The organism is Kineococcus aurantiacus, assembly GCF_013409345.1.
In the GTDB taxonomy this organism is placed as follows: Bacteria; Actinomycetota; Actinomycetes; order Actinomycetales; family Kineococcaceae; genus Kineococcus; species Kineococcus aurantiacus.
In genome coordinates, this window is record NZ_JACCBB010000001.1 from 457795 (window position 1) to 484521 (window position 26727).

General features: G+C 75.9%; 23 protein-coding genes and 1 tRNA gene. 4 read left to right on the top strand and 20 right to left on the bottom strand.

What is annotated here, in order from left to right; all coding sequences use genetic code 11:
- Complete coding sequence (locus BJ968_RS02225) at positions 1-888, bottom strand: DUF881 domain-containing protein (RefSeq protein WP_179748838.1); 888 nt, start codon at positions 886-888, stop codon at positions 1-3.
- Entirely contained in the window at positions 885-1472 is a 588-nt protein-coding gene (gene clsA / locus BJ968_RS02230) for a cardiolipin synthase ClsA (RefSeq protein ID WP_179748840.1), read from the bottom strand. Before clsA ends, BJ968_RS02225 begins: the two co-directional genes overlap by 4 nt.
- Positions 1473-1600: 128 nt before the next feature.
- Between clsA and BJ968_RS02235 the strand changes: the two genes are divergently transcribed.
- Positions 1601-2356 carry a 3-oxoacyl-ACP reductase FabG gene (locus BJ968_RS02235; protein WP_179748842.1) on the top strand — a complete coding sequence of 252 codons (756 nt, stop codon included), beginning with the start codon at positions 1601-1603 and terminating at the stop codon, positions 2354-2356.
- A 27-nt stretch (positions 2357-2383) separates the two neighbouring features.
- Here BJ968_RS02235 and hrpA read toward each other — a convergent pair whose 3' ends face one another.
- Positions 2384-6565 carry an ATP-dependent RNA helicase HrpA gene (gene hrpA / locus BJ968_RS02240; RefSeq protein WP_179748844.1) on the bottom strand — a complete coding sequence of 1394 codons (4182 nt, stop codon included), beginning with the start codon at positions 6563-6565 and terminating at the stop codon, positions 2384-2386.
- A gap of 181 nt (positions 6566-6746) precedes the next feature.
- Here hrpA and BJ968_RS02245 point away from each other — a divergent pair, with 181 nt between their 5' ends.
- Complete coding sequence (locus BJ968_RS02245) at positions 6747-7379, top strand: hypothetical protein (RefSeq protein WP_179748846.1); 633 nt, start codon at positions 6747-6749, stop codon at positions 7377-7379.
- On the opposite strand, the gene BJ968_RS02250 is transcribed toward BJ968_RS02245, so the two are convergent.
- From BJ968_RS02250 to BJ968_RS02270, 5 genes are read right to left on the bottom strand one after another with little or no spacing between them, the layout of a single operon-like run.
- Positions 7355-8017 carry an isochorismatase family protein gene (locus BJ968_RS02250; RefSeq protein WP_179748848.1) on the bottom strand — a complete coding sequence of 221 codons (663 nt, stop codon included), beginning with the start codon at positions 8015-8017 and terminating at the stop codon, positions 7355-7357. The two genes, BJ968_RS02245 and BJ968_RS02250, sit on opposite strands and share 25 nt — an antisense overlap.
- Positions 8018-8030: 13 nt before the next feature.
- Complete coding sequence (locus BJ968_RS02255) at positions 8031-9092, bottom strand: LLM class flavin-dependent oxidoreductase (RefSeq protein WP_343077764.1); 1062 nt, start codon at positions 9090-9092, stop codon at positions 8031-8033.
- Positions 9089-10186, bottom strand: coding sequence for an ABC transporter substrate-binding protein (locus tag BJ968_RS02260; RefSeq protein ID WP_179756076.1), 1098 nt, complete (start codon positions 10184-10186; stop codon positions 9089-9091). The genes BJ968_RS02255 and BJ968_RS02260 overlap by 4 nt, the downstream gene beginning before the upstream one ends.
- Before the next feature lie 17 nt (positions 10187-10203).
- On the bottom strand, positions 10204-10980 hold the full coding sequence (locus BJ968_RS02265; RefSeq protein WP_343077765.1) for an ABC transporter permease: 777 nt from the start codon (positions 10978-10980) through the stop codon (positions 10204-10206).
- Complete coding sequence (locus BJ968_RS02270; protein WP_179748852.1) at positions 10977-11813, bottom strand: ABC transporter ATP-binding protein; 837 nt, start codon at positions 11811-11813, stop codon at positions 10977-10979. The genes BJ968_RS02265 and BJ968_RS02270 overlap by 4 nt, the downstream gene beginning before the upstream one ends.
- A 123-nt stretch (positions 11814-11936) precedes the next feature.
- Between BJ968_RS02270 and BJ968_RS02275 the strand changes: the two genes are divergently transcribed.
- Positions 11937-12515: a TetR family transcriptional regulator gene (locus BJ968_RS02275; protein WP_179748854.1), complete on the top strand. Its 579-nt coding sequence runs from the start codon at positions 11937-11939 to the stop codon at positions 12513-12515.
- 22 nt (positions 12516-12537) lie between these two features.
- Here BJ968_RS02275 and BJ968_RS02280 read toward each other — a convergent pair whose 3' ends face one another.
- Positions 12538-12852: a hypothetical protein gene (locus tag BJ968_RS02280; RefSeq protein ID WP_179748856.1), complete on the bottom strand. Its 315-nt coding sequence runs from the start codon at positions 12850-12852 to the stop codon at positions 12538-12540.
- A 308-nt stretch (positions 12853-13160) separates the two neighbouring features.
- The gene (locus BJ968_RS02285) at positions 13161-14063 is read right to left on the bottom strand and encodes an SDR family NAD(P)-dependent oxidoreductase (protein ID WP_179748858.1); all 903 of its coding nucleotides are present in this window, start codon (positions 14061-14063) and stop codon (positions 13161-13163) included.
- Between the two features lie 100 nt (positions 14064-14163).
- On the opposite strand from BJ968_RS02285, the gene BJ968_RS02290 reads away from it, so the two are divergent.
- Positions 14164-14829, top strand: a complete 666-nt coding sequence (locus BJ968_RS02290) for a TetR family transcriptional regulator (RefSeq protein ID WP_179748860.1) — start codon at positions 14164-14166, stop codon at positions 14827-14829.
- 70 nt (positions 14830-14899) lie between these two features.
- Here BJ968_RS02290 and BJ968_RS02295 read toward each other — a convergent pair.
- The 10 genes from BJ968_RS02295 to BJ968_RS02340 all read right to left on the bottom strand — a co-directional run bounded on the left by BJ968_RS02295 (position 14900) and on the right by BJ968_RS02340 (position 26653).
- Positions 14900-14973 (bottom strand) — tRNA-Pro (locus tag BJ968_RS02295).
- A gap of 57 nt (positions 14974-15030) precedes the next feature.
- Positions 15031-16521, bottom strand: coding sequence for a ribosome biogenesis GTPase Der (gene der / locus BJ968_RS02300; RefSeq protein WP_179748862.1), 1491 nt, complete (start codon positions 16519-16521; stop codon positions 15031-15033).
- Entirely contained in the window at positions 16518-17282 is a 765-nt protein-coding gene (locus tag BJ968_RS02305; RefSeq protein ID WP_218884706.1) for a 1-acyl-sn-glycerol-3-phosphate acyltransferase, read from the bottom strand. Before BJ968_RS02305 ends, der begins: the two co-directional genes overlap by 4 nt.
- Complete coding sequence (cmk, locus tag BJ968_RS02310; RefSeq protein WP_343078221.1) at positions 17279-18010, bottom strand: (d)CMP kinase; 732 nt, start codon at positions 18008-18010, stop codon at positions 17279-17281. The genes BJ968_RS02305 and cmk overlap by 4 nt, the downstream gene beginning before the upstream one ends.
- Before the next feature lie 94 nt (positions 18011-18104).
- Positions 18105-19217: a prephenate dehydrogenase gene (locus tag BJ968_RS02315; protein ID WP_179748866.1), complete on the bottom strand. Its 1113-nt coding sequence runs from the start codon at positions 19215-19217 to the stop codon at positions 18105-18107.
- A 10-nt stretch (positions 19218-19227) separates the two neighbouring features.
- Entirely contained in the window at positions 19228-19590 is a 363-nt protein-coding gene (gene aroH / locus BJ968_RS02320; protein ID WP_179748868.1) for a chorismate mutase, read from the bottom strand.
- Positions 19591-19625: 35 nt separating this feature from the next.
- Positions 19626-20651 carry a pseudouridine synthase gene (locus tag BJ968_RS02325; RefSeq protein WP_179748870.1) on the bottom strand — a complete coding sequence of 342 codons (1026 nt, stop codon included), beginning with the start codon at positions 20649-20651 and terminating at the stop codon, positions 19626-19628.
- Entirely contained in the window at positions 20648-21388 is a 741-nt protein-coding gene (gene scpB / locus BJ968_RS02330; RefSeq protein WP_343077766.1) for an SMC-Scp complex subunit ScpB, read from the bottom strand. Before scpB ends, BJ968_RS02325 begins: the two co-directional genes overlap by 4 nt.
- Positions 21385-22311 carry a segregation/condensation protein A gene (locus BJ968_RS02335; RefSeq protein WP_179748872.1) on the bottom strand — a complete coding sequence of 309 codons (927 nt, stop codon included), beginning with the start codon at positions 22309-22311 and terminating at the stop codon, positions 21385-21387. Before BJ968_RS02335 ends, scpB begins: the two co-directional genes overlap by 4 nt.
- A gap of 4 nt (positions 22312-22315) precedes the next feature.
- A complete protein-coding gene (locus BJ968_RS02340) occupies positions 22316-26653 on the bottom strand; it encodes an FtsK/SpoIIIE domain-containing protein (RefSeq protein WP_179748874.1) in 4338 nt (1445 codons plus the stop codon).
- Between the last annotated feature and the right edge of the window lie 74 nt (positions 26654-26727).

Here is a 26727-nt window from a genome sequence, read left to right on the forward strand (position 1 = left end):
CTACTGGCCCTGCGCCGGGCCCCGCGCCAGGCGCAGGTCCAGCCGCGCGGCGGGCAGCCGGAGGTCGTCGGCCGGGGAGACCTGCGTGCGCAGGCCGTAGTTGTCGCGCAGGACCTGCAGGTAGCGGCCGGCGACCGAGGTGGCGAAGGCCGTCTGCATCGCGGTGGGGTCCCCGATCGCGGCGACCGCGTACGGCGGGGTCAGGGGCCGGTAGTCGACGAGCACGGCCTCCCCCGCGGCCCGGATGGACGACAGCGGCCCCAGGCGCTGGCCGTTGACCGCGACGGCCTCGGCCCCGGCGGCCCACAGGCCGTTGACGACGAGCTGCACGTCGCGGTCGACGACCCGGCCCGAGCTCGTGGCGGGCCCCTCGCCCGCGGGGGCGTCGTCGAGGACGACCCGCAGCCCCGGCCCGGTGACGGCCGTCGCGGCCGCGGCGACCTCCAGGCCGGAGGACTGCGCGTCGGCCGAGGCGGCGGGGGCGCCGCCCAGCGCGGCCGCCAGGCGGGCGTTCTCGGCCTGCAGGGCGCCGGCGCGCGCGGCGAGGCCGTCGGCCCGGGCCGTGCCGTCCTCGATGCGCTGCACCAGCGCGGCCCGGCCGCGGTCGGCGTCGGGGGCGGCGGCGGCGGCCCGCACGCCCGCGACGGCGAACAGGGCGCCGGTGGCCAGCAGGGCGAGGGTCGTCACCACCCGGTCGGCCCGCCGCGGTCCCCGCCCCGTCTCGGCGCGGCGGCGCGCGGCCGCCGCGTAGCCGGGGTCCAGGGGCCGGGTCATGACCTCGGTGAGCAGCCGCGTGCTGGCGGCCGGGTCGCGGTGGGGGTCGACGTGCACGGGCAGGCGCAGGGGCGAGCGGAAGGGCAGGCGGAGGGGCGGGCGCGGGGACCTCATGGGCGGTGCTCGGCCCGCCACAGCTGCCGGACCTGCTGCAGGTACAGCACCCCGGCCCACCAGTACAGGCCGGTCCCCCACAGCGCGAAGGCCCAGCCCAGGGCGCCGGCGACCAGCGAAAGGGTCGCGGACAGCTCCCCGAGCAGCAGCAGGGGGAAGGCGTACAGCAGGCAGAAGGTGCCGGCCTTGCCCAGGAAGTGCACCGGCAGGGCGCTGTGGCCGAGCCGGGCCAGCACCGGCAGGGTCGCGAGCATCGTCGCGTCGCGGGCCACGAGGACGACGACGAGCCACCACGGGACGAGCCCGCGGTAGGCCAGCCCCAGCAGCGTCGTGAGGATGTAGAGGCGGTCGGCGAACGGGTCGAGCACCTGCCCCAGGCGCGTCACCTGGTTCCACCGGCGCGCCAGGTTGCCGTCGAGGTAGTCGCTGGCGCCGCTGACGGCGAGGACGGCCAGGGCCCAGCCGTCCCGGCCGTCGAGGATGAGCAGCGCGAAGACGGGCACGAGCAGGAGGCGCAGGAAGCTCAGGGCGTTCGGGACGGTGAGCACGCGGTCGCTGACGACCTGACCGCTCGCCGTCGCCACGCCGTCCCTCCCCGTGCACCTCGTCCTGGGCCAGCAGCCTACGACCCGTGACGGGCAGGTCCCGCGCCCGGCGTACAGTCGCCGTGTTGACCGACACCTGTCGCAGAACAAGACCTGAGGAGAACCCCGTGCCCACCTACGACCTCGCCGACCGCTCGGCCCTCGTCACCGGCGGCGGCTCCGGCATCGGCCGCGCCGTCGCCCTCGAACTCGCCCGCAACGGCGCCGCCGTCCTCGTCGTCGACCTGTCGGGCGGCTCCGCCGAGGCCGTCGCGGCCGAGATCACGGCGGCCGGCGGGACGGCGCGGGCGTTCGCCGGGGACGTCGCCGACCCCGACACCCACGTCGCGGCCGTCGCGGCCGCCGGGGCGCTGGCCCCCCTGCGGGTCGCCGTCAACAACGCCGGCGTCGGCGGGGAGGCCAAGCCCGTCGCCGAGTACTCCCTGGACTCCTGGCACCGGGTCGTCGACGTCAACCTCCACGCGGTGTTCTACGCGCTCAGGGCGCAGATCCCGGCGATGGTCGCCGCCGGGGGCGGGTCCATCGTCAACATGGCCTCGGTGCTCGGCAGCGTCGGGATCGCCGGGTCCAGCGCCTACGTGACGACCAAGCACGCCCTCGTGGGCCTGACGAAGAACGCCGCGCTGGAGTACTCCGCGCAGGGCGTGCGCGTCAACGCGGTCGGGCCGGGGTTCATCCGCACCCCGCTGCTGGAGGCCAACCTCACCGACGAGGCCCAGGCCGCCCTGGCCGCCCAGCACGCCACGGGCCGGCTGGGCACCCCCGAGGAGGTCGCGGCCCTCACCGCGTTCCTGGCCAGCGACGCCGCGAGCTTCGTGACCGGTTCGTACCACCTCGTCGACGGCGGCTACGCCGCGCACTGACCCCGCGCGCGCCCCGTGGCCCGGGCCTCAGCCGAGGTCGGCGAGGGCCCTGAGCACCCGCTCGTCGCTCACGGGGTGCGCCGTCGGGATCCCCGGCGCGAACTTCTGCAGCCGCAGCTCCTCCAGCGTCCAGCGCAGGCGCGCCAGTTCCGGCGGGACGGGCGTGCCCGCGCGCCGGACCCGCCCCGCCCACGCGTCGCGGACCCGGGCGAACTCGGCCATCCGCACCCGGTCGCGCTGGGGATCGTCCGGCATCGTGGCCAGCCGCCGGTCGATGCCCTGCAGGTAGCGCAGCAGGTCCGGGAGCCGGTCGATCCCGGTCTCGGCGACGAACCCGGCGTGCACGAGCCCGGTGAACTGCTCGCGCACGTCGGCCAGCGAGGGCACGAGCGTCAGGCTGGAGGTGCGGGAGATGTTCTTCTCCACCGCCGCGGCCGTCCGCAGCACGCGCAGGGTCCGGTCGACGGCCGTGGCGGTGAGCTCGGTGAACCGGGGCCGCACCGCGGCCAGCAGCTGCTCGAACCCCTCCGCCGTCCGGACCTCCGCCCCGCCGGCCTCGTCGAGCAGCTGGGCCGCCGCGGCGTGCGCGGCGTCGGCGAAGACGGCGCCGGCGTTCCCGTGCGGGGCGCGGGCCAGCAGCAGCTTGGCGTCGTTGGCCAGCCGGTCCTGGACGGCCTTGGCCGGGGACGGCAGCGCCAGCAGCAGCAGGCGCAGGACCCCCTCGCGGTGGGCGGTGCGCGCCTGGGCGTCCGTGGGGAAGGTGCGCAGCCCCACCGTGGCGCCCTCGTCGACCAGCGCGGGGAACGAGGTGACGTCGCTGCCGCGCACGACGCTGGTGTGGGTGGTCTCGATCCGCGCGGGCAGGTTCGCCCAGGACGTCTCCCCCGTGCGCTGCACCTCGTCGGCCGCGGCCGTCAGGGTCTCCTCGACGGTGGACTCCAGCTGGGCCCGCAACCGGGGGAAGTCCTTCCCGGCGGCGATGACGGAGCCGTCGGCGCCCAGCACCCGGAACGTCGGGCGCAGGTGGGCGGGGACCTTGGACCAGTCGACGTCCTGCTCGTAGATCTCGGTGCCGTCGCCCAGCCGCGGCATCTCCCGCTCGAACGCGGCCCAGAACCGCTCCTCGTGCGGCCGGACCCGCTCGAGGAACCTGCTCGCCTTGTCGGGGGCGGGGGCGAGGTTCCTGCGCAGCTCCTTGGGCAGGGAGCGGATCATCGCCGTCACCAGGTCGTGCCGCAGACCGGGGACCTGCCACAGCAGGTCGCGGTCGTCGAAGCGGTTGACGACCTCCACGGGCACGTCGACCGTCAGGCCGTCGGCGGCCGAGCCGGGGTCGAAGACGTACTCCAGCCGCAGCTCCAAGTCCCCCTGGCGCCAGGTCAGCGGGAACTGCTCCTCGCTGACGACGTCCTCCTCGGTGACGAGCATGGCCGGGTCGAACGTCAGCAGTTCCGGGTCGCCCCGCCGCGCCTCCTTCCACCAGGCGTCGAAGTGGCGGCCGGAGACGACGTCGGCGGGGATCCGCGCGTCGTAGAAGGCGAAGAGGACCTCGTCGTCGACGACGATGTCGCGGCGGCGGGCGCGGTGCTCGAGCTCCTCGGCCTCGGCGAGCAGTTCGCGGTTGCGGTGGAAGAACGCGTGGCGGGTCTCGAAGTCGCCCTCGACGAGGGCGTGCCGGATGAACAGGTCCCGGGCCAGTTCGGGGTCGACGCCGCCGTAGGCGACGGTGCGGGAGGCGACGACGGGCACGCCGTAGAGGGTGACGCGCTCGTTCGCCACGACCGCGGCCCGCTTGCGGGACCAGCGGGGCTCGGAGTAGGTGCGCTTGACGACGTGCTCGGCCAGCGGCTCGATCCAGCGCGGGTCGATGCCGGCGACGACGCGCGCCCACAACCGGGAGGTCTCGACGAGCTCGGCCGCCACGACCCAGTCGGGGTTCTTGCGGCCCAGCGCCGAACCGGGCGACAGCGCGAACTTCGCGCCCCGCGCTCCCGTGTACTCCACCTGCGGCCGCCGCTGCTCGCGCCGGCCGGCCTTGTCCTCGCGGACGTCCTTGAGCCCGATGTTCCCCAGCAGCCCCGCCAGCAGGGACCGGTGCACGGCGTCGCCGTCGTACCCGGGGTCGGGGAACAGCTCGTCCCCGGTGGGTTCGGCCGGTTCGCGGCGTTCGAGGTCGAACCCCAGGTCGCGCACGACGCGGCGCAGCTGGGAGAAGGTGTCCTGCCACTCCCGGATCCGCAGGAAGTGCAGCATCTCGGCCTTGACCCGGCGGCGGAACGCCGAGCTGGACAGGTCGCGCTGCAGGTGCTGCAGGTACGACCACAGGTTCAGGTAGGTGAGGAAGTCGGAGTTCTCGTTCCGGAACCGCGCGTGCAGCTGCGCCGCGCGCTCGCGCTGCTCCAGCGGCCGCTCGCGCGGGTCCTGCACCGACAGCGCCGCGACGACGACGAGGACGTCGTGCAGGCAGCCGTTGCGCTGGGCCTCCAGCACCATCCGGCCCAGCCGCGGGTCGATGGGCAGTTTCGCCAGGTCCCGGCCGGTGCGGGTCAGCCGCGGGACCCCGCGGTCGCCGGGGCGGGCCGGTTCGAGGGCGCCGAGCTCGGCCAGCAGGTCCAGGCCGTCGGTGACGGCGCGGCGCTCGGGCGGTTCCACGAACGGGAACGCCGCGATGTCGCCCAGGCCCAGGGAGGCCATCTGCAGGATGACGGCGGCCAGGTTGGTGCGCAGGATCTCCGGGTCGGTGAACTCCGGCCGGGACTCGAAGTCGGCCTGGGAGTACAGCCGGATGCAGATGCCGTCGGCGACGCGGCCGCAGCGGCCGGCGCGCTGGTTCGCCGAGGCCTGCGAGATCCGCTCCACGGGCAGGCGCTGGACCTTGGTGCGGTGGGAGTACCGGGAGATCCGGGCGGTCCCGGCGTCCACGACGTAGCGGATCCCCGGGACGGTCAGGGAGGTCTCGGCGACGTTGGTGGCCAGCACGATGCGGCGGTTGCCGTGCGGGCGGAAGACGCGGTGCTGCTCCTCGGCCGACAGGCGGGCGAACAGCGGCAGGATCTCGGTGCCACGGAACTCCCGCTCGCGCAGCAGGTCCCCGAGCGCGTCGGCGGTGTCGCGGATCTCCCGCTCCCCGGGCAGGAAGACGAGGACGTCGCCGGGCCCCTCGGCGCCGAGCTCGCGGACGGCGTCGAGGATCGCCTCGGTCTGGTCGCGGTCGTCGCCGACGAGCTGCTCGAGGGCGTCGTCGGAGTCCAGGGAGTCGCCGCCGTCCTCGGAGGGGTTCGCGGCGTCCTCACCGAGCAGTTCCTCGGCGAGCTCGGCGGCCAGCAGCGGCCGGTACCGGACCTCGACGGGGTAGGTGCGGCCGGAGACCTCCAGGATCGGCGCGCCGCCGAAGTGCCGGGAGAACCGTTCGGGGTCGATGGTCGCGGAGGTGATGACGAGCTTGAGGTCGGGGCGGCGGGGCAGCAGCTGGGCGAGGTAGCCGAGCAGGAAGTCGATGGTGAGGCTGCGCTCGTGGGCCTCGTCGACGATGAGGGTGTCGTACTGCAGCAGCTCGGGGTCGCGCTGGATCTCGGCCAGCAGGATCCCGTCGGTCATGACCTTGACGAGGGAGTCCTCCCCGACGGTGTCGGTGAACCGGACGGCGTACCCGACGGTGCCGCCGAGGTCGGTGCCCAGCTCCTCGGCCACGCGCTCGGCGACGGCGCGGGCGGCGATGCGGCGGGGCTGGGTGTGCCCGATGCGGCCGCGGACGCCGCGGCCGACCTCCAGGCAGATCTTCGGCAGCTGCGTCGTCTTGCCCGACCCGGTCTCCCCGGCGACGACGACCACCTGGTGCTCGCGCAGCGCCTCGGCGATGCGGTCCTTCTCCTGGCTGACCGGCAGCTGCTCGGGGTAGGTCAGCGCGGGCACGCTCGCGGCCCGGCGGGCGGTGCGCGCCTCGGCGGTGCCGGTGAGCTCCTCCAGGGCGGGCAGCTCGGCGTCGAGGGCCTCCGCGGGACGCCGGGCCAGCGCGGCCAGCCGTCGCCGGAGGCGGTCCTCGTCGCGCAGGGAGACACCGGCCAGGCGCTGGGCCAGGGCCGCGGCGCGGGGGTCGTCGGGCAGGGCCCGCGGTGCGGGTCCGGGGCGACGCGACGAGCCGGGGCGGGAGGAGCGACGGGGCTGCTGGCGCTGGCGCCGCTGGGGGGACCGGGGAGCGGACGATGACATGGCCCGTCGAGTCTAGGTCCTGGCCGGGCTCACTCACCCTTTCGGACTAGACGGTCACGCTCTGTAGAGACACGTTCGGACCAATTCTCACGATTCGCTTGTCCCGCAGCCCTCGAACGGGTGACGCTTCTCTCGGTCGTCACGGGGAGCGACGACCGATCGCATCTCCTGGGGGAAGACCATGACCGTTCTCGCGTCCACCACCACCCGCCGCCGGCTGACCCGCCGCACGGTCGGCGCCCTCGCCGCCGTCGCGCTGGGCACGGGCCTGGCCGCCGTCGGCACCGGCAGCGCCGACGCCGCCACCCGCCGGGCCACCGACCTGGGCACCGGGCAGGTCACCAGCACCGTCGTCGGCACCGTCACCGGCACCGGCGCCGGCCTGGCCGTCCGCAGCGCCGTCGGGCCGCTGGAGCAGGGCAGCTACGTCGAGACGACCCTCAACGGCAAGGTCACCGCAGCCTGCTTCGCCGACGGCGCCGTCGTCCGGGGCAGCGGCGTCAGCCTGGGCTGGGTCCGCACCGGCGACCTGGGCGGCAACCCGTTCTATAACGACGGCTCCTACGTCGACACCGTCGTCGAGCCCTCCACCACCTCCGGCACCGTCAGCGCCGACGTCGTCCTCAAGGGCATCCTGCGCGACCGCGCCGGGCAGCTGGACCAGCTCGACTGCGCCGAGGGCCAGACCGCGGGCTGGTACCGCTACCGCGTGACGTCGGTCGCCTCGGCCCGCCACACCTTCGACGGCACCGTGACCGGCACCTTCTCGGCGCCGCAGACCTACTCGTACTACTTCCCCGCGCCCCTGGTCTGAGCTGCGGCCCGAGCGGCGAACCACCGGGTGTCGCTGACGACGGCGCTGTGCGTGCCCAGCACGCGCAGCGCCGCGTCGTGACCGGCCCGGTCCTCCGCCGCGCAGGCGTCGGCCAGCACGACGACCCGGAAACCCGCCGTGAAGGCGCTGCCGGCGGTCTCCAGGACGCAGCAGTCCGTGGTCAGGCCGGCGACCGCGAGCCACTCGAACCGCCGCAGCCCGTCGGCCAGACCGGTGCCGGCGAACCCGTCGTAGGTGCGCTTGTCGACGACGAGCTCACCCGGGGCCGGTTCCACGCCGTACCACTCGACCCCGGCGGTCCCCTCGACGCACGGGTCCCACGGCGTCGGCCACGGGTCGCCCGGCCCCAGGCCGCGCAGCCAGTTCGACGCCGGCCACGGGTCGTCGGGCCGCACCCGCAGACGGCACCAGGCCACGGGCACCCCCGCCGCCCGGCCCGCCGCGACGGCCTCGCCGGTCCGGCGCACCGCCGCCGCGACGTCCCGCAGCGCCTGCGCCCCGAGGTGCGGCAGCAGCGCGGGGTCGGCGAAGGAGCGCTGGACGTCGACGACGAGCAGCGCCCCGGGGGTCCCCCACAGCGCCTCCAGCCGCGGGTCGTCGCCCCCGGGCTCGTCCACCCCGCTCACCCGCTCAGCCCGCCGCGCGCAGCGCGGGCAGGACCCGCTCGCCGAAGACGGGCAGGTCCCGCAGGTAGTCGGGGAAGATCAGCATGACGCCGTCCAGGCCGCCGTCGTGGACCAGGCGCAGGACCTGCTCGGTCACCGACCCCGCCCCGCCGACGACCACCGCGGTCTGGAACGCCTCGTGGGCCTCGTCGCCGGCGCCCAGGGACAGCGCCTGCTCCAGCGGCAGGCCCCACGACAGCTTCATCGCCGTGAGGGCCTCGACGTCGTAGCCGCGGCCGTACTCGCGGAACGCCGCCTCGGCCGCCGCGTCGGAGTCGCCCAGCACGACCGTGAGCATGGCGTAGGTGCGGACCGTGCGCCCGTGCGCGGCGGCGTGGGCCCGGACCTCCTCCCCGGCCCGGCGCAGGCCCGGCAGGTCGGGGGCGGTGAGGAACGAGCCGTCGCAGTGGGCGCCCTGGAACCGCAGGCCCGCCGGGGAGCGCCCGGCGGAGACGACGGTGGGCCGGCGCGCGGGGTGGGGGCGGGACTGGCAGTCGTCGAGGGTGAAGAACTCGCCGTGGTGGGTCACGGAGTCCTCCGTCCACAGCCGTTCCAGCACCTCCAGCCACTCCTCGGTGTAGCGGTAGCGGTCGTCGTGGTCGAAGTCGGCGCGCCACTGCCCCATCTGGGAGAACTCCCGCTCGTAGGCGCCCACGACGACGTTCAGCCCGCAGCGGCCGCCCGAGACCTGGTCCAGGGTCGCGAAGACCTTCGCCACCACGGCCGGGTGGAAGAGGTTGGTGTGGACGGTCGCCCAGACCTGCACGCGCTCGGTGGCCTCGGCCAGGGCGGCGGTCGTGGTCAGCGACTCCAGCGTCCGGCCCCAGTGGTCGGTGCTGCCGCCGTACCCGCGCCACTTGGCCATCGACATGACGAAGTCGAGGCCGAGGTCATCGGCCAGCAGGGCCGTCGCGCGGTTGTCGGCGTACGTGGCCTGCGGCTGCGGCGCGGTGTCGGACACGATCCAGCCGCCGTTGCCGACCGGCAGGAAGACGCCGTACTCGGTGCCGCGCCCGGGGCCGGTCACGGGACGGGCCAGACGAGCTCCCCGCCGGAGTACAGGGACGGGACGAGGTCGGGCACCACGACCTCCCCGAGGTCCGGTACGGCCGGGATCTGCCGCATCTGCACGAGGAAGTCCCCCTCGGTCCGCACCGGCGCCTCGTCGATCTGCCCCAGGACCTGCCCGGCCGGCAGCGAACCGTCGACCAGCCCCGTCTCGGTGCGCCACACCTCGACGTTGTGGTCGGTGTCGTACCCGGCCTGGGACAGTTCCGCGGCGTCGGCGACGCACTCCTCGGCGTGGTCCTCGCAGTACGCGTAGGCCTTCAGCTGGGCCCGCAGGAAGTCCTCGACCGCGGTGCGGTGGTCGGCCAGGAACGCGGGGTTCACGATGGTCGTGGCGATCGAGCCCGGGACCCCGTAGTCCTCGGGGTTCCACTCGGTGACCTCCTCGCCCATCGCGGCCAGGGTCAGCGGCTCGTTGGACTTGTACCCGGTGAGGGACTGGACCTGGCCGCGGACCAGGACGCTGGGGTCGTAGCCGACCACGACCTGCTTGACCTTCGACAGGTCGACGCCCTTCGCGCGCAGCATGGCCTCGATCGTCACCGGCAGCGCACCCTTCTGCCCCAGGGTCGTGCCCTCCAGCTGCTTGAGGTCGGTGATGTCGGGCTTCGTCATGAGGGTCGCGACGGGCACGTGCCCGAACATCGCCACGGCCTTCACGTCGACGCCGTTCGCGACGTTCACCAGGACGTCGCCGTTGCCGGCGATGGAGGAGACCTGCGCGGTGCCGGCCGCAACGAGCTGGGCGTTCTGGGCGGTCTCCCCCGTGCCCGGCTGGATCTCCACGTCGAGGCAGACGTCGTCGAAGTAGCCCAGCGCCCGCGCCGCGATCGGGTCGAGGATGCTGGCCGAGGCCTGGTACTGGAAACCCGTGACGTAGGTGACCCGCCCGGCCGCCTCGTTCTGCGCGCAGCGCTCGGCGCTCACGGCCGAACCCCGGCTGCCGGTGGGCGTGGATCCGCCCGCCGCGTCGTCGTCGTCGGACCCCCCGCAGGCGGCCAGGAACAGGGCGGCGGTGGCGCCCAGGGCGAGAGCGGTGCGCAGGCGGTGCACGGGTTCCTCCGGGTCGGTCAGCGGCGGTTCTGGGACTCGTGCCACGACAGCGCACGACGTTCCACGGTGGTGACGACGAGCAGCATGAGCGAACCCATCGCGGCCAGGCAGGCGATGGCGGCGAACACCCGGTCCAGCTGGGAGTTCGAGCTCGCGACGCTGATGAGGGTCCCCAGCCCGGACTGGGCCCCGGCCGCGGAGAACTCCGCGACGATGGCCCCGACCAGGGACAGCGGGAACACGACCCGCAGCGAGGAGAACAGGTAGGGCAGCGCGCTGGGGAACCGCAGCCGCAGCAGCACGTCCAGCCGCGAGGCGTCCACCGTGCGGAACACCTGCAGCACGTGCCGGTCGACCGAGCGCAACCCCGTGACGGTGTTCATCAGGACGGGGAAGAACGTCGTGAGCCCGGTGACGACCACCTTGGGCGTCATGCCGAAGCCGAACGCGACCACCAGCGCCGGGGCGATGGCGACCACGGGGGTGACGTTGAGGATGACGGCCAGCGGGGTGACACCGCGCCGGAACAGCGCCGACTCGCAGATCAGCACGGCGACCAGCACGGCCGCGGCGACCCCGGCCAGCAGGCCGAGCAGCGCCTCGGACAGCGTCGTCCAGGCGTTGGTGAGGTACAGGTCGGGCTGGTCGAGGAACTGCCGCCCCACGCTGGGCAGCGTCGGCAGCACGTAGGGGTTGCCGGCGGCCACCCAGCTCCACAGGGCCGCCACGACCAGGAGCGTCAGGACCGTCGGGAGCCAGAACACGGGGTGGGCGAACCGGGCCGCGCCCCTCACGCGACGTCCCGCCCGGAGGGTTCCAGCGGGTTCCACGCCGTCTCCAGGAGCTGCCGGACGCGGTGCTCGTGCTCGTGCATGGCCGCGGTGTCCAGCTGCCCGTGGTGCCGGGGGCGGTCGAGGTCGATGTCGACGACCCCGGCGACGCGGCCGGGCCCGGCGGCCATGACGACGACGGTGTCGGACAGCAGGACCGCCTCGGCGATGGAGTGGGTGACGAACACGACGGTCGTGCGCAGGTCCTGCCAGACGTCGAGCAGCTGCAGCTGCGCCGACTCCCGGGTGAACTCGTCGAGGGCGGAGAAGGGTTCGTCCATGAGCAGCACCTGCGGCTCGAGGGCGAACGCCCGGGCGAGGGCCGCGCGCTGCTGCATGCCCCCCGACAGCTGCCCGGGGCGGCGGTGCAGGACGTCGCCCAGGCCCAGGCGGGTCAGCAGGGCGACCGGGTCGGAGGCGAGCCCGCGCCGGGACCCGCGCCGGCCCGCGGGGCGGTTGACCTTCTCCAGCACCCGGACGTTGCCCAGCACGTCCAGCCAGGGCAGCAGGGCCGGGACCTGCGGGACGAAGCCGATGAGCTTGGCGGCGCGGGCCGCCTCGGGCGTCCGGCCGCAGATGCGCACGGTCCCCGCGTCGGGCTCCTCCAGGCCGGCGACCAGGCGCAGCAGCGTCGACTTGCCGCAGCCGGAGGGGCCGATGACGCTGACGAACCGTCCGCGCGGGACCTGCAGGTCGACGTGGGCCAGGGCGCGGACGGACTTCTCGCCGTCGCCGTACGTCTTGCAGGCGTCGTCCACCGCCACGAAGGGGGCGCCGGGTGCCGGCTCGGTGGACATGCGGTGACCTTACTCAGCGCACGGCGCGCCCGGGGGGAGGACCCCCGGGCGGCGGGGTGCGCGGGCGCGGGCGCACCGGCGGTGGCGTCCGGACCCCGACCCCGCCGGCGGTAGGCTCCCGGGGTGGACGCACGGGCGCAGCGCAGTTTCGAGCGCCTGTCGGCTGCCGTCCTGGAACTGGCCGCGACCCGGTCCGCCGAGACCCTCTCGGTGGCCGAGATCGCCCGCGCCGCAGGCGTTCACCGCTCGACGTTCTACGAGCACAGCGACTCCCCCTCGGCCCTGCTGGGCACGGTGCTGCGCGAGGAGCTCGACGACGCCCGCGAGCGCCACCTGGCCGGTCCCGGTGACCGCGACTGGCGCGAGGCGCTGCGGGCGACCACGCTGGACGTCCTGGAGCACCTGGAGCGGCACCGCGCGGTGTACCTGCGCAGCCTGGGCAGCCCCGCCGACGGGACCCTGCGCTCCCTGCTGTCGGACCACTTCCACGCCTCGATCCTGCTGCTGACCCGGCGGGGGGTGCTGCACTCCCCCGTCGCCGACCCGGACCTCATGGCGCGCTACGTCGCCGAGGGGACGGTGGGGGCGCTGTCGGTGTGGCTGGGCCGCGACGTGCGCGACCCGCAGGCGTTCCTCGAGGCGTACACCGACCTGGTCCCGGGCTGGTGGCCCGTGCGGGCCGGCTCCCGGCCCGTGCGCTGACCCGCGGGGCCGGGAGCCGCGCTCAGGCGGCCGGGGTCCGGTCCCCCTGCAGCAGCACCCGGGCCAGGGTCCGCACCGCGGGGTCGTCGGGGCGCAGGTGGCGCTGGTCGGCCAGCGCCGCGAACAGCCCCGTGAGGCTGGTGAGCAGGTCCGGGGCCTGCAGGGGGCTGCGGGCCCCCTCGTCCAGGTGGGACAGGTAGCGCGAGACGAGGTGGCTGACGTACTCCCCGTCGTCGTCGCCGGGGGCGGTGAGCTGGTGCAGGGCGCGGCGGCGGTAGTCGGTCGCCGGCGCGGGGTCCGGAGCAGGGGCGGTGTCCAAGGCAGGGGTGGTGTCCACGGGGTTCCTCCCGGCGGGGGTCGGTGGGGGTCGCTGCGGCTGACCGCGGCGGGCCGACGGGACGGACCCCCGGCCCCCGGCGCGTCCGCGCGGGGGCGGTCGACGGGGTCGGGCGGGCCGGTCAGTCCGGCGCGGTCCCGGGTACTCGCCGGGTGGCCGGGGAGGTGGCGGGGACGGGGGTGCCGACGGTGGTGGTCACGTCCGCCCTCCCGCCCTGGTCGCGCCGGGCGGCGGTCGCCACCCCGTCCGGCCACCCTGCCCCGCGACCGGCGCCGCGCGCAACCCCTCCCCGCCCACCGGGGGCCGCCTCAGAGGGGGAACGTCACGCCCGTGAGGTCCTCGGAGACCGCCCACAGCCGCTGCCGGGTGGCGAGGTCGTGGGACTGCGGGCTGGAGGTGACGAGCCGGGGGTACCCGCGGACCTCGCCGCGGCCGCCGGGGCCGTAGTACTGCCCGCCGAGCACGGCCGGGTCGGTCGCGGCCCGCAGCGTCGGCAGGGCCCCCGCCGCGGCGGGCTGGGTCAGCAGGGGGGCCACCCGCTCGACGGCGACGCGCAGCGCGGCGGGTGAGTTGCGGACCAGCTCGGTGTTCGACACCCCCGGGTGCGCGGCCACCGCGACGGTCGCGGCGCCGTGGGCGGTGAGCCGGTGCTGCAGCTCGTAGGTGAACAGCAGGTTGGCGAGCTTGGACTGCCCGTACGCCCCGACCCGGGAGTACGAGCGTTCCCACTGCAGGTCCTCGAAGTGGATCGCGGCGCGGATGCGGTGGCCGACGCTGCTGACGGTCACGACGCGCGAGCCGGGGACGGGCAGCAGCCGGTCCAGCAGCAGGCCGGTGAGGGCGAAGTGGCCGAGGTGGTTGGTGCCGAACTGCCGCTCGAAGCCGTCGGAGGTCGTCTGCCGGGGGGTGTACATGACCCCGGCGTTGTTGACGAGCAGGTCGATGCGCGGGTGGGCCTCGCGCAGCGCGGCGGCGGCGGCGCGCACCGACGCCAGGGACGTGAGGTCGAGCTGCTGCACGGTGACGTCCCCCGCCATGCGCTGGGCCGCCCGCTCCCCGCGGGTGACGTCGCGCACGGCGAGCACCACCGTGGCGCCGCGCTCGGCGAGCACCTTGGCCGTCTCGAAGCCCAGGCCGGTGTTGGCGCCGGTCACGACCGCCACCCGGCCCCGCTGGTCCGGGACCTCGTGCGCCGTCCACTTCGTGGTCATCTCGTCCTCCCCAAAAGACCGCTGGTCTGTTGTCCCGACCGTAAGAGACCAGCGGTCTGCAGTCAAGAGACCGGCGGTCTGGAACTGTTAGCGTTCTCCCGTGACGTTCCAGCGGGCCCGCAGCGACGAGCAGCGCGAGATCCGGCGCCGCACCGTCCTCGACACCGCGGCCGCCATGCTCGAGGAGATGCCGGTGGCCGACCTCAGCCTCAACGAGCTCAGCCGCCGCGTCGGCCTGGCCAAGTCGAACGTGCTGCGGTACTTCGACTCCCGCGAGGACGTCCTGCTGGAGCTCATGGGCGCCGTGGTGCAGGGCTGGCTCACCGAGCTGTCCGGCGACCTCGCGACCGCGGTCGACCCGGCCCTGCCGCCGACGGCGCGCGCCGAGCAGCTGTCCGGCGCCCTCGCCCGCTCGCTGGCCGCCCACCGCACGCTGTGCGACCTCCTGGGCGCCCAGGGCGGTGTCCTGGAGCGCAACGTCGGCGTCGAGGTCGTCAGGCAGCACAAGCGCCGGACCCTGACCCAGCTCACCGCCGCGGCCGACCTGCTGCGCCGGCACCTGCCCGAACTCGGCGACGCCGCCGAGGAGTTCTGCTTCCACGCGATGGTCCTCGCCGGGGCGCTGGCGCCCTACAGCTCACCGCCGCCCGGCGTGCGGGCCGCCTACGAGGCCGAACCGGCCCTCGCCGTCCTGCACCGGGAACTGCCGGACTCCCTGGGGTCGGCGATCCGCACCCTGCTGCTGGGTGCCGTGCCGCGCGGCTGATCCGGCCCAGCACGACGAAGCGGGTGCCCACCCGAAGGTGAACACCCGCTCTGACCTGCGCGAACGCCGGTCGGGCTGACAGGATTTGAACCTGCGACCCCTTGACCCCCAGTCAAGTGCGCTACCAAGCTGCGCCACAGCCCGAAACTGTACTTCTGGTCCTACCCGGCCCCGTTCCTGCGAGCCGGGTAGAACCTTACCTCATCGTTTGCGCTTCTCCCGCACCCGCACGCTCAGCTCGATCGGCGTGCCGATGAAGCCGAACTCCTCCCGCAGCCGGCGCTCGATGAACCGGCGGTAGCCGGCCTCCAGGAAGCCGCTGGCGAAGACGACGAACCGCGGCGGCCGCGTCGAGGCCTGGGTGCCGAAGAGGATGCGCGGCTGCTTGCCCCCGCGCACGGGGTGCGGGTGCGCGGCCACGACCTGCCCCAGGAAGGCGTTGAGGCGCCCGGTGGGGATGCGGGTCTCCCAGGAGTCCAGCGCCTGGTCGATCGCCGGGACGAGCTTCTCCACGTGCCGGCCGGTCTGGGCCGACACGTTCACCCGGGTGGCCCACGGGATCTGGACGAGCTCCTTCTCGATCTCGCGCTCGAGGTAGTGCCGGCGCTCCTCGTCGGTCAGGTCCCACTTGTTGTAGGCGACGACGAGGGCGCGGCCGGACTCCACGACGGTGGAGATGACGCGGATGTCCTGCTCGGCGATGGGGACGCTGGCGTCGACGAGCACGACGGCGACCTCGGCCTTCTCCAGCGCCGTCTGCGTGCGCAGCGAGGCGTAGAAGTCGGCGCCCTTGGTCAGGTGCACCCGCCGCCGGATGCCGGCGGTGTCCACGAAGCGCCACGTGCGGCCCCCGAGCTCGATGAGCTCGTCGACGGGGTCGCGGGTGGTGCCGGCCGTGGGGTGGACGACGACGCGCTCGGACCCGGCGAGCTTGTTGAGCAGCGAGCTCTTGCCGACGTTGGGCCGGCCCAGCAGCGCCACGCGGCGCGGACCGCCGGCGGGCAGCGCACCGCCGCCGACGGCCGAGACGGCCGGCAGGACCTTCACAGCGGCGTCGAGGGCGTCGCCGACGCCGCGGCCGTGCAAGGCCGAGACGGGGAACGGCTCGCCCAGGCCCAGGGACCACAGCTCGGTGGCGTCGGCCTCCTGCTTGGGGCCGTCGACCTTGTTGGCGATGAGCACCACGGGCCGGCCGGAGCGGCGCAGCAGGCGCACGACCTGCTCGTCGCTGGCGGTGGCCCCCACGGTCCCGTCGACGACGAACATCACGGCGTCGGCCAGTTCGATCGCGAGCTCGGCCTGGTCGGCGACGGCGAGGTTGAGCCCCTCGGCCTTGGCCTCCCAGCCGCCGGTGTCGACGAGGGTGAAGTCGCGCCCGGCCCAGTTCGCCGGGTAGGCGACGCGGTCGCGGGTGACGCCGGGGACGTCCTCCACGACGGCCTCGCGGCGGCCGATGATGCGGTTCACCAACGTCGACTTGCCGACGTTGGGGCGCCCGACGACCGCCAGCACGGGCAGCGGCCCGGCCGGGGTGTCGTCCTCGTCCTGGTCGCCGTCGGCGTCCAGGAGCGCGACGTCCTCCTCGGACAGGTCGTAGTCGTCGAGGCCGACGCGCAGTGCCTGCTCGACGTTCTCGTCGGGGACCTCGGGGGTCGGGTCGGTGTTCTGGGGGGTTTCGTCGGTGGGACTCACCGGGTGCCTCCTGGCACGTCGTCGGACGCCATCTCGCCGAGCCCGAGCTCGTCGGCGGCTTCGTCATCGGGTAGTCGGGTGCCGGTGCGCTGCAAGGAGTCCAGCACGTGGCCGGACAGCTTCACGCGGACCTGCTCCACGGCGTTCGCCAGCGCCACCCGGCCGGGCACACCGGGTTCCTTGAGGACCGTGAACGGTTCGCCGAAGCAGAAGGTGAGCTTGCGGCGCAGCGGCGGCACCGAGCGCCGCGGCTCACCGGGCAGGTGCGCGCCCAGGCAGGCGACGGGCACGACGGGCGCACCGGACTGCAGCGCGATCCACGCGATGCCCGAGCGGACGCTGGCCGCGTCCCCGCGGCCACGGGTCCCCTCGGGGAACACCCCCGCGGCCCCGCCGTCGGCCAGCACGGCCAGGACCGACTGCAGCGCGTCGCGGTCGCCGCGGCTGCGGTCGATCGGGATCTGCCCGGCCTGCAGCAGGGCCCAGCCCACGAACCGCTTCGCCGGCGCCCCCTCGAACATCTCCTTCTTGACGAGGAAGTGCGCCGGTCGGGGCGTGACGCCGAACAGCAGCGGCCCGTCCATGATCGAGGCGTGGTTGGCCGCGAAGAGCACCGGGCCGGTGGCCGGGACGTTCTCGGCGCCCAGGACCCGGGAGTTCCACGCGCCGTGGGCCAGCAGCTTGCCCACCCCGCGGGTCCACGCGAACGGCTCCCCGGGCCGCGACCCGTCCGCCGGGGCCGGGTTGGGACGCAGCCTCACGCGCGACCCCCGGTGGCCCGGGCGACGACCTCGAGCACGGCCGCGACGGTCCCGTCGAAGTCGAGGTGGGTGGAGTCGACCGTCACGACGCCGTCGGCGGCCGTGGTGAAGGAGGTCGTGCGCGAGTCCACGCGGTCGCGTTCGACGATCGCGTCGCGGGTCGCCTCCAGCGCCGCCGCGTCGGCCGCCCCGAGGTCCTGGTGGGCCCGGCGGGCCAGCCGCACGGACTCGTCGGCGGTGAGCAGGACGCGCACGTCGGCCTCGGGCGCCACGACCGTGGTGATGTCGCGCCCCTCGGCGACGATCCCGGGCTCGCGGCCGGCGGCGGGGGCCAGGCAGGCGGACTCGATGAGCGCGCGCTGTCGCAGCACCAGGTCCGCGCGCACGGCCGGGACCGAGGCGACGGCGCTGACGTTCGCGGTGACCTCGGCGGTGCGGACGGCCTCGGTGAGGTCGGTCTCCACGCCCTCGACGACGGCCGCGACGGTGGGGGCCGCGGGGTCGGTGCCCACCACCAGGGCGACGGTCCGCACGTGCCGGGCGACGGCGTCGGCGTCGGCGAGGTCGACCCCGGCGCGCAGCGCCGCCCACGTCACGGCGCGGTACATGGCCCCGGTGTCGAGGAAGGCGACCCCGAGCGCGCGGGCGGTGGCGCGGCTGACGCTGGACTTGCCGCTGCCCGACGGCCCGTCGACGGCGACGACGAGGGCGGTGGTCACGACGGACACCTCCGGGTCGGCGGTCGGGGACGCGAGGGGACCACGTGCAGCGGGTGTGGAGGACACCGGACGAGGTTAGTCGACGGGAGGCCTCCGGCGAGAATCAGCGCGGGACGGTCCAGCCCCGGGCCCGCAGCGCCTCGGTGAGCGGGTCGGCCGACGCGGGCAGGACGTCGATGCTCGCCAGCGCCACGGCCTGCCCCTCGGAGTGCTCCAGCCGCAGGTCCTCCAGGTTCACCCCCGCCTCGCCGACGTCGGTCAGCAGCCGGCCCAGCGCCCCGGGGCGGTCCGGGACGACGACGACGACGGTCGTGTAGAGCGCGGGCGCGCTGCCGTGCTTGCCGGGGATCCGGTCCCGGCCCGCCCCGCCGTCGGCGATGGCCCGGGCCAGCCGGATGCGGGCCCCGGGGGCGGCCGGGTCCTCGGCGAGCGCCCGCAGCGCGGCGATGACCTCGTCGAGGTCGGTGCGCAGCGCCTCCAGGACCTCGGCGACGGGGGCGGCGTTGCCGGCGAGGATCTGCGCCCACAACACCGGGTCGCTGCCGGCGATGCGGGTGACGTCGCGCAGCCCCTGCCCGGCCAGCCCGACGGCCGGTTCGGAGGCGTCGCGCAGCCGCGCGGCCACCAGGCTGGCGGCGACCTGCGGGGCGTGCGAGACGAGGGCCACGGCCTCGTCGTGCGCCTGCGCGGGCATCGTGACCGGGACCCCGCCGCAGTCCGTGGCCAGGTCGCGGACCGCCTGCACCGCAGCCGGTCCGGCGACGTCGGGCGCGGCGACCACCCAGGGCCGGCCCGCGAACAGGTCGGTGCGGGCGGCCACGGCCCCCGAGCGTTCCCGCCCGGCCATGGGGTGGGACCCGACGTAGCGGGACAGGTCGGCGCCCCGCGCGGCCAGCGCGGCCAGCGGGCCGCCCTTGACGCTGGCGACGTCGGTGACGACGGCGCGCGGGAACGCCGCCAGCTCACCGGCCACGACGTCGGCCACCACGTCCGGGGGGCAGGCGACGAGCACCAGCGAGGGGTCGTCGCCGTCGGCGGCGAAGCGGCCCGCGCCCAGGTCGCGGGCCAGCGCCACCGCCGTCGGGGACGGGTCGGACAGCACGACGTCGACGCCGCGCAGCGACAGCGCCAGCGCCGCGGACGTGCCCAGCAGGCCCGTGCCCACGACCCGGACGGTGCCGGTGGTGCGCGGCGGGGCCGCCGCGTCGAGCGTCACCGGGCCGCGCTCACTGGGCGATGTCGCGCCGCAGGGCCTGCGCACCGTTGAGGTACACGTGCTTGACCTCGCCGCGGGCGCGGGTGGTCTCCACGTGCGCCATGAGGCGGATGACCCGCGGCATGGAGCCCTCGATCTCCAGCTCCCGCGCGCACATCAGCGGCACGTCCCCCATGCCGAGCTCGCGCGCGGCGACGGCCGGGAACTCCGAGGTGAGGTCGGCGGTGGAGGTGAAGATGACGCTGATGAAGTCGTCCAGGCTCAGGTCGTTGGCCCGGATGACCTCCGAGACCAGGTCCCGCGTCCGCGCCAGCACCTCCTGCCGCTCGTCGACGTCGACCTGCACCGCACCGCGGACCGCTCTCACCGACACGCGCGGCAGGTTACCGACCTGCTCGTCCGCCGTGCTCACAGGCCCGCGACCGCCATGAGCTGCTGGACCTCGCCGCGGGTGAGGCGGCGGTTCTTGCCGGGCTTGAGGTCGCCCAGCACGATCGGGCCCATCTGCACGCGCACCAGCTTCAGGACGGGGTAGCCCTCGGCCTCCAGGAGGCGGCGCACGACGTGCTTGCGGCCCTCGTGCAGGACGACCTCGACGAGGGCGTACCCCGGCTTGGAGTCGACGAGTTTGAAGGAGTCGACGGCCACGGGGCCGTCCTCCAGCTCCACGCCCGCGCGCAGGTTCTTGCCCAGGTCCTTCTTGACGGGCCCGCGGACCTCGGCCAGGTACGTCTTCTGCACGCCGAAGGAGGGGTGCTGCAGCCGGTGGGTCAGCGCCCCGTCGTTGGTGAGCAGGATGAGCCCCTCGGTCTCCAGGTCCAGGCGGCCCACGTGGAACAGGCGCTGCTCGCGCGGGCCCACCATGTCGGCCAGGTTCAGCCGGTCCTGCTCGTCGTACATCGTCGACACGACGCCCTTGGGCTTGTTGACGAGGATGTAGACGAGCTCGTCGTCGATGGTGAAGCGCATGCCGTCGACGTGGACGACCTGGCGGGTCGGGTCGATGCGGACGCCGAGCTCGGTGACGACCTCGCCGTCGACCGTGACGCGCCCGGCGGCGATCATCTCCTCGCACGCGCGGCGCGAGCCCGCCCCGGCCTGGGCCAGGACCTTCTGCAGGCGCACGCCCTCGGGGTCGTGGACGTCGACGCCCGGACGCGGCTTGACCTGGGCCGGGCCCCGGCGGGGCGGCTGGGGGGCGGGCGCGATCTGGTCGGTCATGCGCTTGGCCGCGCCCCGGCGCGCGGCGGGGCGCCCGCCCTGCGCGGTCTTCCCGGCGCCCTGAGCCGCGCCCTTGCCGGTGCCCTGGCCGCGGCGCGGTGCGCCCGCCTTGCCGGTGGCGCCGGAGGCCTGCGGTCCCCGGCCCCGGCCGCCGGTGGGTCGCTGGGGGCGGCCCTGGCCTCGGCCGCCGCCGCGGGGTGCCTGCGGGCTCATGAGTGGTCCTCCTGCTGCTGGGGTTCTGCGGGCTGCTGGGCTCCGGCGGGCTGCTGGGCTCCAGCGGGGTCGGACCGCGGGCCGTCCGCGGGCTCCGACCCTCCATTGTCGCTCAGGTCGGCGGCGCCGGGGAACGGCCCGGCGAGCACCTCCGGCGGGCCGAGGTCCTCCACCGACAGCTCCTCGGGCAGGAACGGCGCCAGCGGCGGCAGGTCCTCCAGGCCGTCCAGCCCCATCCGCTGCAGGAACTCGTCGGTGGTGCGGTACAGCGTCGCCCCCGACGTCGCCTCGACCCCGGCCTCGCACACCAGCCCGCGGGTCAGCAGCGTGCGCATCACGCCGTCGACGCTGACCCCGCGGACGGCCGAGACGCGGGCCCGGCTGACCGGCTGCCGGTAGGCCACGATCGCCAGCGTCTCCAGCGCGGCCTGCGTCAGCTTGGCCGTCTGCCCGTCGAGCAGGAAGGCCTCCACGACGTCGGCGTGCTCGGCGCGGGAGTAGACCCGCCACCCGCCGGAGACCTCGCGCAGCTCGAAGCCGCGGCCCTGCTCGGTGTACTCGGCGGCCAGCTCGCGCAGCAGCAGGTCCACCTCGTCCACCTGCTCCCCCGTCGCCCGGGCCAGCGCCGCGGTGCCGACGGGCTCGTCGGCGACCATGAGGACCGCCTCGACGGCGGCCCGCACCCGGCGGCCGGGGTCCTGCCCCGGGCCCTGCTCGCCCTGCTCGCCCTCGCTCACCGTGCTCCCTCCGCCGGTCCGTCGAACTCGTCCACCCCGGCCGGCACGGCGACCCCGTCCCGGCCGTCCCCACCGCGCTCGGCCTCGGCCTGCGCGTCCCAGCGCACGGTCAGTTCCCCCAGCGCCTCCTGCTGCTCCAGCCGGACCCGCCGCTCGCGGAACAGCTCCAGCACCGCGAGGAACCGGGCGACGACGACGAGGGTGCCGAGCTCGCCCTCCCCGGCGTCGGCGGCCAGCTCGGCGAACGTCGCGGACCCGCTGCGGCGCAGGCGGTCGATGACGAGAGCGGCCTGCTCGCGGATGCTGACCGCACTGGCGTGCAGGTGGTCCAGGTCCACGACGGGCACCGGTTTGGGCGTCAGCGCGCGGGCGGCGACGGCGGCGAACTGCTCCGGGGAGACCGTCAGCACGAGTTCGGGCAGCAACCGCTCGAAGTGCGGTTCCAGGGCCACGGCCCGCGGCACCCGGCGCGAGGCGTCGGCGAACCGGTCCGCCAGCAGCGCCGCCACCTGCTTGTACGCGCGGTACTGCAGCAGCCGGGCGAACAGCAGGTCCCGCGCCTCCAGCAGCGCGAGGTCCTCGGCGTCCTCGACCTCGGCGGCCGGCAGCAGCCGGGCGGCCTTGAGGTCGAGCAGGGTCGCCGCGATGAGCAGGAACTCGCTGGCCTCGTCGAGGTCGAAACCCTCCTCCTGCCGCGAGGCCGCCCGCAGGTGGGCGATGAAGTCGTCGGTGACCCGGGCGATCGAGACCTCGGTGACGTCGAGCTGGTGCTTGGTGATCAGGCCCAGCAGCAGGTCGAAGGGGCCCTCGAAGTTGTCCAGCCGCACCGCGAAACCCCCGCGGCCGGCTCCCGGCGCCGCCCCCGGCGCGGCCCCCGGGGAGGACGGCTGCGCCTCGGGGGTCTCGGAGGGGCTGGGCGGCACGGGCTCAGGCTACCGACCGGGGGACGAGGACCGTGCGCAGCTCGCCGTCACCGGTGTGCAGCAGGACCCGGCCCGGCTGGGCCGACGCGCCGAGCGCGCTGCGCGGCACCCGCACCCCCACCAGGTCGCCGGCCAGGGCGTCGGCCGGGGCGATGAGGACACCGCACCGGTTGCGCCGCAACGGGACCTGCCAGTTGGAGAACCCCGACGCCACCTCGGAGGTCTCCCCCGCCAGCAGGACCCCGCTGCCGTCGCGCCCGGCGCGGGAGACGAACCCGGCCAGCCAGCCGTCGGCGGCGCAGTTCCTCAGCAGCTCGGCGTCGTCGACGACGAGGACGGCCGGGCCCGCGGCCGCCCCCAGCACCGGTTCCAGCTCCGCCACCGTCAGGTCCTGCCCCGTCAGCACCGCGCGCACGCCCGGGCGCCCGGCCAGGTCCCGCAGCGGGGAGGGCCGCGGGGCCGCCACGACCAGCTGCGCGCCCTGCTCCAGCAGCGCGTGGGCCATGGTCAGCAGCACGGTGCTGCGGCCCGAGCGGGCCGGGCCCGCCACGACCGCCGTGCCCGCGCCCGCCAGCAGGTCCGGGCCCAGACCGGTCAGGTCGTCCCCGCCGACCCCCACGAGGGCCACCAGGCGCCCGGACCCCGTCGGCGTCAGCGCCATCGCCTGCCCGAAGTCCAGCTGCGCGGGCAGGCTGTCGAGCCGGAACGGCCGCCGGGCGCGGGCCAGCCCGGCGTCGCGGGCCCGCAACCGCTCCGCGAGCGCCGCCAGGGCCGCCACCTGGGCCGGGCCCGACGGGTCCTCGCCCAGCACCGCGACCTGCGCCTCCTGCCCGCCGGTGCGGGCCAGCAGGACCCGGCCGCGGGGCATCCGCTCGGGGACCTGGCGGGCGCTGAGCCCCACGAGGGCGGCGTCGGCGCGGTCGGTGAGCCGCAGCAGGAGCTTGTCCTCCACCAGCGTGCCGGTGCGGCCGGTCAGCAGCTGCCGGTCGCCGGCGACGACGACGTGCACGCCGACGCCGGCGCCCTCGCGCAGCAGCGCGGTGACCAGGTCCAGCGGCGCCTGGGCGTCCAGCTCGGCCAGCCCCCCGAGGAACCCCTCCCACCGGTCCAGCAGCAGGACCAGGTGCGGCCAGGGGTCCCGGCCGGCGGCGCGGGCGGCGGCGCGCTGCTCGGTGGCGTCGGCCACGCCCAGGGCCCCCAGCTCGCCCTGGCGGCGCAGCACCTCCTCGCGCAGCCGGCTGAGCAGCCGCACGGCGCGGTCGGTCTCGGTGCGCTGGACGACGGCGCCGGTGTGCGGCAGGGCCGCGAGCGCCAGGAGGGCGCCCCCGCCGCAGTCCAGGCCGTACAGGTGCAGGTCGGCCGAGGAGGTGCGCTCGGCCAGGCCCGCCGCGAGGGTCCGCAGCACCTGGGAGCGGCCGCTGCGCGGGGCCCCGACGACGTACAGGTGCCCGTCGCGGTCCAGGTCGAACCGCAGGGGCTCGCGCCGCTGGTGCTCGGGGACGTCGACGAGCCCGAAGGCGGCGGCGAGGGGGCCCTCGGGCCCGGGCAGCGCGGCGGTGGTCAGCAGGTCCGGCAGCGCGGGCAGCCACGGGCTGTGCGGGGCGGGCACGCGCAGGTGCTCCGCGGCGCCGCGGACCGCCTCGACGAGCTCCCGCAGGTCGGTCCGGGAGGCGTCCTCGGGCGCGGCGGCCCCCTTCGGCCGGCGCGGGGCGGGCAGCCCCAGGTCGCTCCCGGGCCAGGGGGCCGACCACGGCGGCGGGACCTCGGCGTCGTCGCGCACCCCCGGGCGGCGGCCGCCGACGCGGCCGGACTGGAACGGCACGAGCGAGCCGTGGCCCAGCTTCACGTAGGCCCGGCCCGGTGCGGACGCGGGGATCCGCGCGGCGTCGGGGGCGTCGAGGACGTCGGAGCTCTCCCCCGCGTCGGTGACCCGCAACGCGATGCGCAGGTTGGTGTTGGCGCGGATCTCGGCGCTGACCACGCCCGTGGGGCGCTGGGTCGCCAGCAGCAGGTGGATCCCCAGAGAGCGCCCCCGCTGGGCGACGTCCACCAGGCCGGTGACGAAGTCGGGCAGCTCGCGGGCCAGGGAGGCGAACTCGTCGATGACGATGAGCAGCCGCGGCAGGGCCGCGATCGCGGGGTCGGCGCGGCGCAGGTCGTCGTGGTCCTCCAGGTCCTTGGCGCCGACGGCGGCCAGCAGGTGCTCGCGGCGGCGCAGCTCGGCGCCCAGCGACGTCAGCGCCCGCCCGACCAGGTGGGTGTCGAGGTCGGTGACCATGCCGACCGTGTGCGGCAGGTCGACGCAGTCCTTGAAGGCCGCGCCGCCCTTGTAGTCGACCAGGACGAACGTCATGGCGTCGGGCCGGTTCGCCACCGCGAGGGAGGCGACGATCGTCTGCAGCAGCTCGGACTTGCCCGACCCGGTGGTCCCCGCGATGAGGCCGTGCGGGCCGTCGGCGCGCAGGTCGACGCCGAACGGCCCGTCGAGGGACTCCCCGACGACGGCCGTCGTGCTGGCCGGCTGCAGCAGCCAGCGGGCCGCGACGGCCTGCGGCGTGGGCGGTTCCAGGTCCAGGACGTCGAGCAGCCGGGACGACGCGGGCAGCGCCGCACCGCCGTCGTCGCCGCCGGCGTCGCGCAGCGGGGCCAGGGCGCGGGCGATGCGCGGGGCCCACGCCGGGCCCGGGACGTCGGCGACCACCCCCGTGACGGCCGGGTGCCGCTGCCGCCGGACGACCAGCGTCCCGTCCGGACCGGGTTCGACGACGGCCGTGCACTCCTCGGGCAGGGACCGGGGGTCCTCGTCGCAGCAGACGACCCGGATCCCCAGCGCGGGGCCCTCGGTGAGCAGCGTGACGACACCGGGCAGGGCCCGCAGCCGACGCGCGCCGTCGAGGACGACGACGAGGTCGGGGGCGTCCAGGCCGGCGCCCCGGCCCGCGGCGGCCAGCGCCCGGCGGCGTTCCTCCAGGGCGGCGGTGAGCTCCCCCACCCGCCGGGCCCACGTCTGGCTGGTCGTGCCGACGAACACGCCCGCACCGCCGCCGGGTTCGGCGCGCGCGTGCGGCACCCAGCGGACCCACTCCCACGCGGGCAGCCCGGCGGGGCTGGTCAGGACGTGGAACGAGACGTCGCGGGGGCTCTGCAGCACCGCCAGCTGCACGAGCAGGCGCACGGCGACGTCGCGGGCCGCCGGGCCCGCGACGCCCGTGACGGGGTGGTCGGCGAGGCCGACCGTCACCGGGACCCGGTGGGCGGTCCGGCTGACCTGCCGCCGGTGCTCGGGCTGCTCGGGGTCCTCCAGGACGACGTCGGAGGGCAGGTCGGCCAGGCCGAGCCGCACGACGAGGTGGTCGGCGTCGTGGCGGCGGCGCTCCCACAGGCGGGCGCGCGGCCCGACGGCGGTCAGGAGCAGCTCGGCGGGGTCGGGGGCGACCTGCCGGCGCGCGCGGCGCTCGGTGACGAGGGCCTGCGCGGCGTCGCGCTCGACGGCGCTCTTGCGCTGCCGGTACCGGGCCAGGACCTCGCGGTGGCTCGTGCGCCCGGCCCGGCGGTCCACGACGGCGTTGGCGACCACGGCGACGGGGCTGAGCAGGCCGATCGCGAGGTAGCGGTAGCTGCCGGTCACCGCGACCATGACCACGCTCATGAGCAGCGGGACGAGGGCCGCCACGACCGGGAACGGCCGGCGCACCGGGTCCGCCGGCGGCTGGGGCAGCCGGAACCGCGTGGTCCGCTCCGGCGGCAGCAGCCGCGGGGGACGGTTGAAGTCCAGGCCCACGACGTCCTCGGCCGAGGGGGCCGCCGGTCCCAGGACGGCGTCGGGCGCGCCGGGGCGGCCGACGCCCAGCACGGAGCGCCCCAGGTCCAGGAGGTCCCCGGGGGTCCACAGCTGCGGGTCCTGGAGGTCGGCGGTCTCCAGCCGGGGTGCGCCCCCGACCCGTGCGAGGGTGACGGCGCCCGTCACGGCGACGGCCACCCGCACCGCGGCGGGCCCGGCGACCCGCACGGTCCCCGACGGCCCGACGACGTGCTCACCCACGCCCAGGCGGTGCACCGCCCCGGCGCCGTCGCCGCCGACGACGCGCAGTTCCACCAGGCCGCCCGGTTCGCCGGGGACGCAGCCGCTGGCGTCGTGCAGGCTGAGCACGGCGCCCTCGTGGACGCCCGAGTCGCCCAGCAGGGTCCCCGGGTCCAGTTCGGCCCCGTCGTGGAACAGCCGCGCGTCCCCGGTCCCCAGCGCCGCGGCGAGGTCGGTCAGGGGGGTGCGCGGGTCGGCCTCGACGACGACGTCACGGCGCTGCCCGGCGCGGGGGTCGACGACCGTCACGGCCAGGCGCACGTGCTGCTCCTCGGGGTTATCGGTGGTGGTCCAGCGTGGCCGGGGCCCGGCGGGGCGGGGGGTTCCCCTCGCCC